13 protein-coding genes and 1 pseudogene are annotated in these 13,642 nt (G+C 65.8%); 13 read left to right on the top strand and 1 reads right to left on the bottom strand.

The window, feature by feature from the left end; translation table 11 throughout:
* The first annotated feature begins 18 nt into the window (after positions 1-18).
* The 11 genes and pseudogenes from LU493_RS08485 to thpR all read left to right on the top strand — a co-directional run bounded on the left by LU493_RS08485 (position 19) and on the right by thpR (position 9,518).
* Entirely contained in the window at positions 19-1,338 is a 1,320-nt protein-coding gene (locus LU493_RS08485) for an arsenic transporter (protein WP_275287353.1), read from the top strand.
* Positions 1,339-1,506: 168 nt separating this feature from the next.
* The gene (locus LU493_RS08480) at positions 1,507-2,697 is read left to right on the top strand and encodes an MFS transporter (protein ID WP_275287352.1); all 1,191 of its coding nucleotides are present in this window, start codon (positions 1,507-1,509) and stop codon (positions 2,695-2,697) included.
* Between the two features lie 104 nt (positions 2,698-2,801).
* Positions 2,802-2,944 (top strand): annotated as a pseudogene (locus LU493_RS20045) (endoribonuclease YicC domain-containing protein); the annotation flags it as partial.
* Between the two features lie 33 nt (positions 2,945-2,977).
* Entirely contained in the window at positions 2,978-3,583 is a 606-nt protein-coding gene (locus tag LU493_RS08475; protein WP_275287351.1) for a Crp/Fnr family transcriptional regulator, read from the top strand.
* Positions 3,584-3,643: 60 nt separating this feature from the next.
* A complete protein-coding gene (locus LU493_RS08470; protein WP_275287350.1) occupies positions 3,644-4,219 on the top strand; it encodes a hypothetical protein in 576 nt (191 codons plus the stop codon).
* A 2-nt stretch (positions 4,220-4,221) separates the two neighbouring features.
* Positions 4,222-4,995 carry an SDR family oxidoreductase gene (locus tag LU493_RS08465; RefSeq protein WP_275287349.1) on the top strand — a complete coding sequence of 258 codons (774 nt, stop codon included), beginning with the start codon at positions 4,222-4,224 and terminating at the stop codon, positions 4,993-4,995.
* A 177-nt stretch (positions 4,996-5,172) separates the two neighbouring features.
* Entirely contained in the window at positions 5,173-5,805 is a 633-nt protein-coding gene (gene gmk / locus LU493_RS08460) for a guanylate kinase (protein WP_275287348.1), read from the top strand.
* A gap of 82 nt (positions 5,806-5,887) precedes the next feature.
* The gene (rpoZ, locus tag LU493_RS08455) at positions 5,888-6,154 is read left to right on the top strand and encodes a DNA-directed RNA polymerase subunit omega (protein ID WP_275287347.1); all 267 of its coding nucleotides are present in this window, start codon (positions 5,888-5,890) and stop codon (positions 6,152-6,154) included.
* A 66-nt stretch (positions 6,155-6,220) separates the two neighbouring features.
* Complete coding sequence (locus tag LU493_RS08450) at positions 6,221-8,353, top strand: RelA/SpoT family protein (RefSeq protein WP_275287346.1); 2,133 nt, start codon at positions 6,221-6,223, stop codon at positions 8,351-8,353.
* A gap of 110 nt (positions 8,354-8,463) precedes the next feature.
* Positions 8,464-8,853 carry a RidA family protein gene (locus LU493_RS08445; protein WP_064699970.1) on the top strand — a complete coding sequence of 130 codons (390 nt, stop codon included), beginning with the start codon at positions 8,464-8,466 and terminating at the stop codon, positions 8,851-8,853.
* A gap of 155 nt (positions 8,854-9,008) precedes the next feature.
* Positions 9,009-9,518 (top strand): RNA 2',3'-cyclic phosphodiesterase, encoded by a 510-nt coding sequence (gene thpR / locus LU493_RS08440; protein ID WP_275287345.1) that lies wholly within the window; start codon positions 9,009-9,011, stop codon positions 9,516-9,518.
* 34 nt (positions 9,519-9,552) lie between these two features.
* On the opposite strand, the gene LU493_RS08435 is transcribed toward thpR, so the two are convergent.
* The gene (locus tag LU493_RS08435) at positions 9,553-10,431 is read right to left on the bottom strand and encodes an SDR family oxidoreductase (protein ID WP_275287344.1); all 879 of its coding nucleotides are present in this window, start codon (positions 10,429-10,431) and stop codon (positions 9,553-9,555) included.
* Positions 10,432-10,524: 93 nt separating this feature from the next.
* Between LU493_RS08435 and LU493_RS08430 the strand changes: the two genes are divergently transcribed.
* Both LU493_RS08430 and recG read left to right on the top strand, forming a co-directional pair.
* A complete protein-coding gene (locus LU493_RS08430; RefSeq protein WP_275287343.1) occupies positions 10,525-11,442 on the top strand; it encodes a hydrogen peroxide-inducible genes activator in 918 nt (305 codons plus the stop codon).
* On the top strand, positions 11,439-13,520 hold the full coding sequence (gene recG, locus LU493_RS08425; RefSeq protein ID WP_275287342.1) for an ATP-dependent DNA helicase RecG: 2,082 nt from the start codon (positions 11,439-11,441) through the stop codon (positions 13,518-13,520). The genes LU493_RS08430 and recG overlap by 4 nt, the downstream gene beginning before the upstream one ends.
* Positions 13,521-13,642 lie beyond the last annotated feature (122 nt).

The following is a 13,642-nucleotide window of genomic DNA, read 5'->3' as shown; positions in this document are numbered from 1 at the left end:
CCGGGAAAGGAGTCCTTCATGCTGGCTTTCGCCATCTTCGTGGCCACGCTGGTGCTGGTCATCTGGCAGCCGAAAGGGTTGGGTATCGGCTGGAGCGCCCTGGGCGGCGCGGCGGTGGCGCTGGCCACCGGTGTCGTCGATTGGGCCGATGTGGGCACCGTCTGGCACATCGTCTGGGATGCCACTTTCACCTTCGTGGCCCTGATCATCATCTCGCTGATTCTCGACGAGGCGGGCTTCTTCGCCTGGGCCGCCCTGCATATCGCCCGTTGGGGCAACGGGCGGGGGCGACTGCTGTTCCCGCTGATCGTGATGCTCGGGGCGATGATCGCGGCGGTGTTCGCCAACGACGGGGCGGCCCTGCTGCTGACGCCCATCGTCGTCGCCATCCTGGCACGGCTCGAGTTCAGCCCGGGAGCGGCCCTGGCTTTCATCATCGCCACCGGCTTCGTCGCCGATTCGACCAGCTTGCCGCTGATCATCTCGAACCTGGTCAATATCGTCAGTGCCAACTACTTCGAGATCGGCTTCACGCGCTATGCCCAGGTCATGGTGCCGGTCGATCTGGTATCGCTGGTGGCCACACTGGCGGTACTCGGCCTGTACTTTCGCCGCGACATCCCCGCTCGCTACGACGTCGAACGACTCGAGACGCCGGCCTCGGCGATCCGCGATCACCAGGTCTTCCGCGCTGCCTTTCCCCTGCTGCTCGTACTGCTGATCGCCCTGTTCCTGACGACCCGCTGGCCGATCCCGTTCGCCGCCATCATGGGCACGGCGGCCCTGATGCTGATGGCTATCGCCGGCCGATGGCTGACGCCCGGGCACGTGCATGTCGTCTCGCTCAAGAAGGTCATCGGCAATGCTCCCTGGCAGATCGTGCTGTTCTCGCTGGGCATGTACCTGGTGGTCTATGGCCTGGGCAATGCCTGGCTCACCGCCGAGGCCTCCCGGGTGCTGGAGTGGCTCGGCGGTCAGGGCGCCTTCGTGGCCACCGTGGGAACCGGATTCGCCTCGGCGATCCTGGCCTCGCTGATGAACAACATGCCCTCGACCCTGGTGGGCGCGCTGGCCATCGACCAGGCCCAGGTATCGGCGACGACCCAGCAACTGATGGTCTACGCCAACGTCATCGGCAACGACCTGGGGCCCAAGTTCACGCCCATCGGCAGCCTCGCCACGTTGCTCTGGCTGCATGTGCTGGCCGGGAAGGGATATCGCATCGGCTGGGGGCAGTACATGAAGGTCGGGCTGATCATCACCCCGCCGGTGCTGCTGGCCACGCTGCTCGCCCTGGCCTTCTGGCTGCCCATGCTGCCGACGCCCGGGAGCGGATGAACACGGCAACCTCGGAAAAACACCATTATTGGCGGGGGCTGCGTCGGAAAGCTCCCCATGTAACCGATCACACTCGCATCCCGGGCCACCTCCCTTTATACTTTCGTAGTAATTTTCCGCGATTCTGGCCTTCGGGCAGGATCGCTTTCGTTTTTTCGGAGGATCGCCATGTCGACCGACACCAAGGCGCACAACCCCCGCCTGGCCGAGCTTGCGCTGGCCCTGGGCGGTTTCGGTATCGGCACCAGCGAGTTCGTGATCATGGGCTTGCTCGAGCGGGTCGCCGTCGACCTGCAGGTCGCCACCGCCGAGGTGGGCTATGCCATCTCCAGCTACGCCCTGGGCGTGGTGGTCGGCGCCCCGCTGATCTCGGCGCTGGCGGCTCGCGTTCCGCGTCGCCTGCTATTGATCGCCCTGATGCTGGTGTTCGCCGTCGGCAACATCGCCAGTGCCCTGGCCACGTCCTTCTGGCCCTTCGTCGGCCTGCGTTTCCTGGCCGGCCTGCCGCATGGCGCCTATTTCGGCGTTGCCGCGCTGGTGGCGGCCGCCGCCGTCCCCGTCGAACAGCGCGCTCGAGCGGTCAGTCGTGTCATGCTGGGCCTGACCACGGCCATCGTGATCGGTGCTCCCCTGGCGACCTGGACCGGTCAGTGGCTCGGCTGGCACAGCGCCTTCCTGGGGGTAGGCATCATCGCTCTAGCCACCGCCGTGATGATTCGCCTCTGGGTGCCGAGCCAGCCGCACGACCCCAACGCCAGCCCCAGGCGCGAGCTCTCGGCGCTGGTCAAGCAACGCGTGCTGTTCACCCTGGGCGTGGCCAGCATCGGCTTCGGCGGCATGTTCTCGGTATTCAGCTATGTGGTGCCCACCCTGTCGAATCAGGCCGGCATGTCCGAGACGGTGGGCCCCTGGGTGCTGACGGTCTTTGGCGTCGGGACCATCATCGGCAACCTGGTCGGTGCCCGCGCGGCCGACAAGAACCTGATCAAGGCGATTCCCTGCATCCTGGTCTGGTGTCTGCTGGTGCAGGGCGGCTTCTTCTTCGCCGCCAACCATCTCGTCACCGGGCTGATCTTCGTCGGCCTGGTGGGCACCAGCATGGCGCTGGGGCCGGCGCTGCAGACCCGCCTGATGGATGTCGCCGGCGATGCCCAGACCATGGCGGCCTCGATGAATCATGCGGCCTTCAACTGCGCCAACGCTCTGGGCGCCTGGCTGGCCGCCGTGGTCATCAAGGCCGGCGCCACCTGGTCGTCCTCCGGCCTGGTGGGCGCCGGTCTCGCCTGCGGCGGCCTGGTGGTCTTCGCCATCGGGCTCTGGCAGGAGCGCCGCCGATACGGCACGCCCAACGCGACCTGATCACGGGGTAGGGCGGCAGGGGCGAATGTGCGATACTGCGCCCCTTTCCACGAGCCGCCCATTGTGCAAGAGGGTACGCTGTTCATCGTTTCCGCTCTCCCTAGCGTCTGGGTTTCCTGATGCAGGACTCAATTACGAGGCCAGCATCCTGTCACCCGAAGCGGTGGTCCCCGACCCCATTTGTTGCGGCGTGGGGCTCAAGGTACTGATCGAGCAGATGCGTGACCAGATCCAGAACATCGGGTGAGGGCCGGATCGCGTCCCGAAAGGAGCCAGCGAGATGTCCCCGGAGCCGTCACAACTGCACGCCTTGCGCCAGGCACTGGAGCGCTGGCAGCCGCTGCCGGATACCGCCTGGACGGACCTGGCCGCCCTGTTCTCAGCCCGGGCAGTCGAGGCCACCGAGCAGTTGGTGACCTCCGGGGAGTGCACGGGTCGCTTCTTCTTCGTCACCGAGGGGCTGTTGCGCCTGTACTATCTCGACCGGGAGGGCCGCGAGCATAACAAGGCCTTCACCGAGACCGGTGGCTTCGCCGGGGCAATGTCAGCCTACGCCGCCAACCTGCCATCGCCCTTCAATGTCCAGGCATTGCAGCCGAGTCGTGTGCTGGTCGCGCACTGGCGTGACCTAGAAGTCGCCTATGATCGCCACCCCAGCCTGGAACGCCTGGGGCGCCGCTTCGCTGAATGGCTGCTGGCCAGGAAACTGGAGAGGGAGCGCGCCTTCCTGGAGCTGGACGCGACCGGCCGCTACCAAGCCTTCGTGCGGGCCCACCCGTTACTGGAGGACCAGTTGGCAAATTATCACATCGCCTCCTACCTGGGGGTGACCGACGTGTCCCTGTCCCGGATCCGACGCAAGCTGCGCGCAATTAACAAAGGTTAAGGAAGACGGGGCCAGCTTCGGGCTAGGGTGGCCAGTAATCACCACCGGAGCCGCCCTGTCATGCCCAAGATCGCCTCCCAAGTGAAAAGCCGCTGCCTTCGATTCGCCGATCGCCCCTACTATCCGGCCATCGTCTCCGCGGTGGGCGCCGTGGACTACTTCCTGCCCGGCGCCCCGACCAATGCTATTTTCGTCGCCTCACTTGTGCCCCGTCCGCGCCAGTGGCGCAGGTTGAGTGTCCTCTTCGCCCTCGGCTGCGCCGCCGGAGCCTTCGGTCTCGCCGCCTTGATCGGCTGGTACGAGTCGACCTTCACTGCCTGGGTGCTGCGCACCGAGGCAGCCGAACTCTGGGCCCGGTTTGATGTACTGGTCACCCGGTATGGCCTGGGGGTACTGGCGATACTGGCCGTGACGCCGGCGCCGGTGCGACTGGTGGTCGCCATCCTGGCAGCATCCGGCTACGGAGCCCTGTCGATCGCGATGATCGTCCTGGCGGGGCGCCTGGTCGCCTACCCCGGCCTGGCCTGGCTGATGGTGACGACGCCCAGGCTGGTCGTTCGGGCGCCATGGCTGGGTTCCTGGCTGCAGCGGTGCCGACCCTTCCGCTCCCAGACTCACCTGATGGAGGACGACTAGCGATGCAATTGCGCAACCGTACCGTGCTGATCACCGGAGCCTCGTCAGGCATCGGCCGACAACTGGCCCTGCTGCTCGCCAAGCGCGGGTGTCGCTTGATTCTGGTGGGACGTCACGAGCAGCGACTGGCGACGGTCGCCGAGGCTGTGTCCGGCAACGCCATTGTCACTGATCTGGCACGACCAGACGCGGTCGCCACACTATGTCGGCGGGTAGCACAGGACCATCCCGAAGTCTCGGTACTGATTAACAATGCCGGCGTCCAGCTGAACGGCCGCTTCGCCGGAGCCGAGGATAGCGACCGCCTGCTGCAAGACATCGCCTTCGAGACCCAAATCGACTTGATTGCGCCCATCCAGCTGTGCGCCAGCCTGCTGCCATTGCTGAGTCAGCAATCGACTCGCAGTGGCATGCCCAGTGCAGTGGTCAATCTCAGCACCGGCCTGGCGCTAGCGCCCAAGCAGAGCGCCGCCGTCTATTGCGCCGCCAAGGCCGGCCTGCGCACCTTCACCCAAGCATTCCGCTTCCAGGCCGAGAGCGAACGCAAACGAGGCGGGGCGGATGTCCGGGCGGTCGATGTCGTCCTGCCACTGGTGGACACGCCGATGACCGAGGGGCGTGGCACCGGCAAGCTCCGTCCCGAGACCGCCGCCGCGAGCATTGTCCGTGGCTTGGAGCGCGGCCAATCGTCCATCTTCGTCGGCAAGGCGCGACTGCTACGATGTCTGAACCGCTTGGCACCGGGCTGGACAGGACGAATGTTCCGCCACATCTGACGCGCCACCCGGGCGTTCCACCTGTCTGGGGCCTCGGGCTCCCGGTAGCGGCAACCGCACGGCGCCCCGTTGAGCCGGCACGCCCAACGCGACCTGATCACGGGGTAGGGCGGCAGGGGCGAATGTGCGATACTGCGCCCCTTTCCACGAGCCGCCCATTGCTTAGGATCTCCGCCCATGCCCCAAGGTACGCTGTTCATCGTTTCCGCTCCCTCCGGCGCCGGCAAGACCAGCCTGGTGCGTGAGCTGATCGAGAGCCTCGACGGCCTCAAGGTATCGGTCTCGCATACGACGCGTCCGCGCCGCGAGGGCGAGGTCGATGGCGTGAACTATCACTTCGTCGACCATGCGACTTTCGAGTCGATGATCGAGCGTGGCGAATTCTTCGAGTATGCTCGGGTCTTCGACAACCTGTACGGCACCTCCCGCGCCGCCGTGGCGCACTTGCTGAACGCCGGGCAGGATGTGATCCTCGAGATCGACTGGCAGGGCGCTCGTCAGGTACGAGCCCTCTTTCCCGATGCCGTCTCGGTGTTCATCCTGCCCCCCTCTCGGGAGGAGCTGGAACGCCGCCTGGCCGGCCGCGGCACCGACCAGCACGCGGTGATCGCCTCGCGCATGCACGAGGCGATCAGCGAGATGTCGCATCATCATGAATACGATTATCTGGTGATCAACGACGACTTCACCACCGCCCTGCGTGAACTGCAGTCGCTGGTGACCGCCCACCGCCTGAGTCAGGCACGGGCCGGCGAACGCCTGGCGCCTCTGCTGGAGACACTCTTGTCAGAGGAGCCGGGGGTCGAGTAATCTATCCCGTCTATCCACTGGAATCCCCGGGGCGCCAAGACGCCGGCCGGGGCTTTTCCCGTCAGCTCTCAGGAAGGCATCCATGGCGCGAGTCACTGTCGAAGATTGTCTGGAAAACGTCGAAAACCGCTTCAAGCTGGTCATGATTTCCACCCAACGGGCGCGTCAGCTGTCCCGCGGCTCCCGTGACGCCCTGCTGCCGTGGGAGAACGACAAGCCCACCGTGATGGCGCTGCGCGAGATCGCCGAGGGCCTGGTGGACGCCAGCGTTCTGGACGAACCCCTGGAGGCCACGACACCGCCGGTGCGACCCGACAATACCGAACAGGGCGCCCCCATCGAGGAATAATCCCGGTCCCTCGGTTTTCCGCCGACGCCTCCTCGGGGCCATCACGAAGCATTCAGGGCGCGCCGCATGTTCACCATTGATGACCTGGCCGACCGTCTCGGCGGCTACCTACCTCAGGACGAGATCCAGCAGGTCAAGCGTGCCTTCTACTATGCCGAGCAGGCACACGATGGTCAGCGCCGCCGCTCCGGCGAGCCCTATGTGACCCACCCCCTGGCGGTAGCCAACATCCTCGCCAACATGCACATGGACCATCAAAGCCTGATGGCCGCCATGCTGCATGATGTGATCGAAGACACCGGGGTCGACAAGGAGGCCCTCGGCGAGCAATTCGGTAAACCGGTTGCCGAGCTCGTCGATGGCGTCTCGAAGCTGACCCAGATCACCTTCGAGGACAAGGCGGTCGCCCAGGCCGAGAATTTCCAGAAGATGGTGTTGGCGATGTCCCGGGATATCCGGGTGATCATCGTCAAGCTCGCCGACCGGCTGCACAACATGCGCACCCTCGGTGCGCTGCGCCCCGAGAAGAAGCGTCGCATCGCCCGCGAGACGCTGGAGATCTACGCCCGTGTCGCCAGCCGGCTGGGCATCAACACCATCCGTGTCGAGCTCGAGGATCTCTCCTTCCAGGCCCTTCACCCGATGCGTTCCGAGCGCATCAAGCGTGCCGTGGCGAGCGCCCGGGGCCAGCGCCGCGCCTCGATTCGCCAGATACAGAACAGTCTGCAGAAGAGTCTCGACGACGAGGGCCTGAAGGGCTCGGTGATCGGCCGTCAGAAGCACCTGCTGTCGATCTACCGCAAGATGCGCGACCAGCGGAAATCGTTCGCCGAGATCATGGATGTCTTCGGCTTTCGCATCATCACTCAGGATGTGGATACCTGCTATCGCATCCTCGGTGTGGTGCACAATCTCTACAAGCCGGTACCGGGGCGCTTCAAGGACTATATCGCCATTCCCAAGGCCAATGGCTACCAGAGCCTGCATACCACCCTGTTCGGGGCTGGTGGCATGCCCATCGAGGTGCAGATCCGCACCCGCGAGATGGAGGCCATGGCCAACAACGGCATCGCCGCCCACTGGCTCTACAAGGCCGGCCAGACCGAACATCCCATCGCCGAGGGCAGCCACGCCCGAGCCCGGGCCTGGGTCAAGGGGCTGCTCGAGATGCAGCGTCATGCCGGGGATTCACTGGAATTCATCGAGCACGTCAAGAACGACCTCTTTCCCGACGACATCTACGTGTTCACCCCCAAGGGCGACATCATGGAGCTGCCCCAGGGCGCCACGGTGATCGATTTCGCCTATAGCGTGCATACCGATATCGGCAACAGCTGCATCGCCTGCCGCATCGATCGCCACCTGGCACCGCTTTCAACGCGCCTGGAGAGCGGCCAGACCCTGGAGATCATCACCGCACCGGGTGCCCGTCCCAACCTGGCGTGGCTCAACGTGGTGGTCACCGCCAAGGCCCGCTCGGCGATTCGCCACGCCCTCAAGCATCAGCAGCACACCGAGGCCGTCCAGCTCGGGCGGCGCCTGCTCAACAAGGCACTGGCCACCTTCGAGACCAGCCTCGAGGAGCTGCCTCCCGGGCCCCTGGAGGCTCTGTTGGCAGAGAATGACCTGGCGAACGAGGAGGCGTTGCTGACGTCCATCGGGCTGGGCACCCGGGTCGCCCATGTGGTGGCGCGTCGCCTCGTCGATTTCCAGCACGGCGACCATGCGGCACCCGAGGTCGAGGGTCAGGCCCAGGGGCCCATCATGATCAGCGGCGCCGAAGGCATGGTCATCAAGTTCGCGCGCTGCTGCCATCCGCTGCCCGGCGACCCGGTGATCGGCCACCTCTCGGCGGGCAAGGGCATCGTCGTCCACCGGGTGGAGTGTCGCAATCTCGCCGAACTCCGCAGCGACCCGGACAAGCTCTTTCCATTGAACTGGTCCGACCAGACCGATGAAGACTTCCCGGTCCCGTTGCGCCTCGAGGTGGAGAGTCGACGCGGCCTGGTAGCGGAACTCGCCGGCCTGATCACCGACGCGGATGCCAATATCGAGCGTATCGACATCGAAGAGCGCGATGCCCGCCTGTCGATCGTCAGCCTGACCCTGGCCGTGCGCAACCGCGTGCACCTGGCGCGTATCATCAAACGACTGCGCAACCTCTCGCACGTCGGCAAGATCACCCGACTCAGCAATTGATCCGTTTCGCCCACGCCCGTCGCGGCCGCGGCGGGCGTGGTAGTCCTTTTTATTTTATTGGTTCATCGCACTTCGCCGCGTTTCATCACAGCCACCACACGGAGAACACCATGAGCAACAAGGCTGTCATCAATACCGACCAGGCGCCCGCCGCCATCGGGCCCTATTCCCAGGCCATCAAGGCCGGCAACACTGTCTATCTGTCGGGTCAGATTCCCCTGGACCCGGCAACCATGGAGATCGTCTCCGACGACTTCGAGGCCCAGGCGCGCCAAGTCTTCGCCAACCTCAAGGCCGTCTGCGAGGAAGCCGCCGGCGGCCTCAAGGATGTGGTCAAGCTCAACCTCTACCTGGTGGACCTGGACAACTTCGCCATCGTCAACCGGATCATGGAAGAGGTCTTCGACACGCCTTATCCGGCGCGTGCCGCCGTCGGCGTCAAGGCACTGCCCAAGGGCAGCCAGGTGGAGGCCGAAGCGGTGTTGGTCATCGGTGACTGAGCGATGCTCGACCGGGCGGCGGCAAGCATTCGCGAGGGCGCTGTGAACCCTTCCTTGGGCGCTACCTTTGCCATCCATGGGCAAAGGACCCTCGCTCACGCTTGCCGCCTCGCGCACATGGCAACGAGCCTGGATGGCTCCCGCTCACTAGCACCATGCGACTCTTTCTAGCCCTGATCCCACCGCCGGAACTTCGGCGGCGTTTCGGCGAGCTCGCCGACACCGCTCACTCCCATTGCGGTGGGCGGCGTGTTGCCGATGACAACCTGCACCTCACCCTGGCCTTTCTCGGCGAGCAGCCCAAGCATCGGGCCGAGGAGCTCGCCGACTGGCTGGGCGGCATGCGCCTTGCCCCGGGGCAATGGCGGCTTGATCGCTGGGGGCACTTCGCCGAACCGGGCATCGTCTGGATCGGCGGCGCACCGGAAAGCGGCCTGACACGCCTTCAGCACTCGCTGCGGGAGGACCTGGAGGGTCTCGGTATCGATGCCCGCCCCAGGCGTTTCACGCCGCACATCACCCTGCTGAGACGTGCCGAACATCCGTCCGGCGCATCATTGCCCGAGGTCGCCCTGGACTGGTCGTATTCACGAGCAGCACTGATTCTCTCGGAACCCACCCACCAGGGAAGTCGCTATACCCCCCTCGCCTGGTCCCGGGCATAAGCCCCGAGCACCAACCCCGGCGACAGATCGGATATCAGCCCATGGCCGGATCAGGCAAGTGGCCCCCCGCCCGCAGCACCTGGGCATAGCCTTCCCGATAGCTGGGATAACGGAAGCGATAGCCGCTCTCGAGCAGGCGGGTATTGTCACAGCGCTTGCTGGCACGCCGGCGCAGCGGCGACTGGATGGTTTCGCTGGATTCGACCTTGAGCTGCCTGGCCAGCCAGGTCATTACCTCATGGATGGGCGCGGGTTCGCAGTCGCTGCCGAGATACAGCTCGTGCAGCGTCTCGCCGGCCAGGGCGCGGTCGATCAGGTGCACCAGTACGCCGGCGCAGTCATCCCGGTGGATGCGATTGGAATACATGGTCGGCGTGGCGGCGGCGATGCGACCCTCTCCGACCTGCCGGATCAAGCGGTCGCGCCCCGGCCCATAGATGCCCGAGAAGCGCACCACGCTGCCGGGCAGCCGATGGTCGATCAGGGCCTGCTCGGCCTCGCGCATCAGCATGCCGGAAAAGCCCCTGGGCTCGGTCGGACTTCCTTCATCGACGACCTCGCCATCCTGCTGGGCATAGACACTGGTGGAGGAGACGAAGAAGATGTGACGAGGTACCCGTCGACGCTCGGCGAACTCGGCGAGTACCGCCTTCAGGCCATCCGGGTAAGCGGCACGATAGGCCGCTTCCTCGAAGCGGTCGGCGCTGACCACATAGACCAGGATATCGGCATCCGGCAGCGCGGCCAGCGCCTCGGCATCCCCGAGATCCGCCGAGATTCCCTCGATGACGGTATCGGCCAGTTCCCGAGCATCCCGACGCACGCCGACAACCCGATGACCGACCCCGTGAAGCTCCTTTCCCAGGACCGTGCCGATATCACCGCAACCAAGAATAAGCGTTGTCTTCTTCACCTTTGCTTCGCCCCCTGATAAAAAGTCCCTATCATATGAGCCTACCCTGACGGCGGGGCCCACGACGTATATGAGAGGATGCCCGGCACCACAATGACTCTAACAGAACTCCGCTACATCGTAACCTTGGCCCAGGAGCGCCACTTCGGACGCGCCGCCGAGCATTGCTTCGTTTCCCAGCCGACCCTGTCGGTCGCGGTGAAGAAGCTCGAGGAAGAGCTCGGTGTAGCGCTTTTCGAGCGCTCGAAATCCACCGTCCAGGTGACGCCGCTGGGCGAGCGTATCGTCGAACAGGCCCAGCGCGTGCTCGAGCAGAGCAGCGTGATCAAGGAGCTGGCGACCGCCGGTCGCGATCAACTGGCCAGCCCGCTGCGCATCGGCGCCATCTATACCATCGGCCCCTATCTGTTCCCGCACCTGGTACCGGAATTGAGCCAGCAAGCGCCGCAGATGCCACTGTACATCGAAGAAGGCTTCACGGGTGACCTGCGCCGCAAGCTGCGCAGCGGTGAGCTGGACGCCATCATCGTGGCCCTGCCCTTCACCGAGACCGATGTGGTGACCAAGCCGCTCTACGAGGAAGCCTTCGAGGTGCTGATGCCTGCCGATCATGCCTGGGCAAGCCGCGACAGCATCGCCAAGGAAGACCTGCTTCAGGAACGCCTGTTGCTGCTCGGCGAGGGCCACTGCTTCCGCGACCAGATCCTCGAGGCCTGCCCGGCCATCAGCCACAAGCTCAACAGTCCCAACAACACCCTCACCGCCGAGGGGGGCTCCCTGGAGACCATTCGCCATATGGTCGCCTCGCGGCTCGGTGTCACGGTACTGCCCAACTCGGCCATCGGCAGCCACTATGAGCGGGGCCTGCTGACCAGCCGGCCCTTCACGCCGCCGGCCCCCGGACGCACCGTGGCCATCGCCTGGCGCGCCAGCTTCCCGAGGCCCCAGGCCATCGACGCAGTGACCAACGCCATCGCGCACTGTCGAGCGCAGGAACCGGCGCTGCCATGAGCGAGCTCGACGCCCCCGTCACGCATCTCAAGGGCGTCGGCGAGGCGCTGGCACTGAAACTGGCCCGCTTGCGGATCGATTCCGTGGCCGACCTGCTGTTTCACTTGCCGTTGCGCTATCAGGATCGTACCCGGGTGACCCCCATCGCCACCCTGCGCGGCGGCAGTGAGGCGGTGGTGGAAGGCGAAGTGGCGGCCGCCGAGGTCGTTCGCGGCCGTCGCCGTAGCCTGCTGGTCCGCCTGCGCGATGGCTCCGGCATTCTCAGTCTGCGCTTCTTCCACTTTTCGCCGGCCCAGCAGCAGCAATTCCGTGCCGGCACCCGGGTGCGCGCCTTCGGCGAGGCTCGCGCCGGCGCCACGGGCCTCGAGATCTATCACCCGGAATATCGACTGCTCAGCGATGCCACCGCCCCGGTGGAGGATCACCTGACGCCCATCTACCCCACCACCGAAGGACTCCACCAGACCCGTCTGCGCGCCCTGATCGGCCAGGCACTGTCTCGCCTCGAGGCGGCGCCCGACGAACTGCCGGAATGGCTGCCGGATGCCCTGCGCCAGCGTTTCGCGCTTCCTGCACTGCACGAATGCCTGTGGACTCTGCATCGCCCGGCGCCGGACACCGATCCCCAGGCATTGGCCGAGGGCCAGCACCCCGCCTCCCGGCGCCTGGCCCTGGAAGAGCTGCTCGCCCATCAGTTGAGCCTGCGCGAGGTGCGCCTGCGGATCCAGCGCGACGGCGCACCGCCGTTGCCCGATGGACGCGGGCTCCAGGCACGCTTCCTCACCCAGCTGCCCTTCTCGCTGACCGGCGCCCAGCGCCGCGTCCTCGACGAGATCCGGGCCGATCTGGCCGGCGAGATGCCCATGCTGCGCCTGGTGCAGGGTGACGTGGGGTCGGGCAAGACGGTGGTGGCTGCCATGGCGGCGCTGTCGGCCATCGCCGGCGACTGCCAGGCGGCCATCATGGCGCCGACCGAGCTCCTCGCCGAACAGCATTACCGCGCCTTCCGGGCCTGGTTCGAGCCCCTCGGCATCGACGTGGCCTGGCTGTCCGGCAAGCTCAAGGGCAAGGCGCGACTCGACACCAAGGCGGCGATTCACGACGGCCGGGCGCGGATGGTGGTCGGTACCCATGCGCTCTTCCAGGGCGATGTGCACTTTCAGCGCCTGGGGCTGGCGATCATCGACGAACAGCACCGCTTCGGGGTCCACCAACGCCTGGCGCTGCGCGAAAAGGGCGAGGCCGGCGGGCTCACGCCGCACCAGCTGGTGATGACCGCCACCCCCATCCCGCGCACCCTGGCGATGAGCGCCTACGCCGACCTGGATGTCTCGGTGATCGACGAACTGCCTCCTGGACGCACCCCGGTGAAGACCGCCGTAGTGCCGGACGAACGCCGCCCGGACGTGGTCGAGCGCATTCGCCACGCCTGCGCCGAAGGGCGTCAGGCCTACTGGGTCTGCACCCTGATCGAGGAATCCGAGGCACTGCAATGCCAGGCCGCCGAGGCCACCCGGGACGAGCTGGTGGAAGCACTGCCGGGCCTGAACATCGGCCTGGTTCATGGCCGCATGAAGGCCGGCGAAAAGGCCGAGGTAATGGAAGCCTTCAAGGAAGGCGAACTGGACCTGCTGGTGGCCACCACCGTGATCGAGGTCGGTGTCGACGTGCCCAATGCCAGCCTGATGATCATCGAGAATCCCGAGCGACTGGGCCTGTCACAGCTTCACCAGTTGCGCGGCCGGGTCGGCCGCGGTTCCACCGAAAGCTACTGTCTGCTGCTCTATCATCCGCCGCTCTCCGACACCTCGCGACAGCGCCTGACGGTGATGCGCGAGACCACCGACGGCTTCCGCATCGCCGAGCGGGACCTGGAGATTCGCGGGCCCGGCGAAGTGCTCGGCACCCGGCAGACCGGCCTGGCACAGATGAAGATCGCCGACCTGGAACGCGACGCCGACCTGCTGCCGCACGTCTCGCCCCTGGCAGAAGCCCTGCTGGCCACCCACCCGGAAGCCAGCCAGCCACTGATCCGGCGCTGGCTCGGCGAGACGGCAGACCGTTACGGGCAGGTGTAGAAGCACGCCAGGAACCCCATCCCGGACTGGAAGGCTCGAAGCTCGAAGCTCGAAGCTCGAAGCTCGAAGCTCGAAGCTCGAAGCTCGAAGCTCGAAGCTCGAAGCTCGAAGCTCGAAGCTCG

Source organism: Halomonas elongata (assembly GCF_029081005.1).
GTDB lineage: Bacteria > Pseudomonadota > Gammaproteobacteria > Pseudomonadales > Halomonadaceae > Halomonas > Halomonas elongata_B.
This window is presented reverse-complemented; position numbering and strand designations above follow the sequence as displayed.

Coding starts and splice junctions, on each gene's coding strand:
- LU493_RS08485 (WP_275287353.1), top strand. CDS start 19: ATGCTGGCTTTCGCCATCTTCGTGGCCACGCTGGTGCTGGTCATCTGG.
- LU493_RS08480 (WP_275287352.1), top strand. CDS start 1,507: ATGTCGACCGACACCAAGGCGCACAACCCCCGCCTGGCCGAGCTTGCG.
- LU493_RS08475 (WP_275287351.1), top strand. CDS start 2,978: ATGTCCCCGGAGCCGTCACAACTGCACGCCTTGCGCCAGGCACTGGAG.
- LU493_RS08470 (WP_275287350.1), top strand. CDS start 3,644: ATGCCCAAGATCGCCTCCCAAGTGAAAAGCCGCTGCCTTCGATTCGCC.
- LU493_RS08465 (WP_275287349.1), top strand. CDS start 4,222: ATGCAATTGCGCAACCGTACCGTGCTGATCACCGGAGCCTCGTCAGGC.
- gmk (WP_275287348.1), top strand. CDS start 5,173: ATGCCCCAAGGTACGCTGTTCATCGTTTCCGCTCCCTCCGGCGCCGGC.
- rpoZ (WP_275287347.1), top strand. CDS start 5,888: ATGGCGCGAGTCACTGTCGAAGATTGTCTGGAAAACGTCGAAAACCGC.
- LU493_RS08450 (WP_275287346.1), top strand. CDS start 6,221: ATGTTCACCATTGATGACCTGGCCGACCGTCTCGGCGGCTACCTACCT.
- LU493_RS08445 (WP_064699970.1), top strand. CDS start 8,464: ATGAGCAACAAGGCTGTCATCAATACCGACCAGGCGCCCGCCGCCATC.
- thpR (WP_275287345.1), top strand. CDS start 9,009: ATGCGACTCTTTCTAGCCCTGATCCCACCGCCGGAACTTCGGCGGCGT.
- LU493_RS08430 (WP_275287343.1), top strand. CDS start 10,525: ATGACTCTAACAGAACTCCGCTACATCGTAACCTTGGCCCAGGAGCGC.
- recG (WP_275287342.1), top strand. CDS start 11,439: ATGAGCGAGCTCGACGCCCCCGTCACGCATCTCAAGGGCGTCGGCGAG.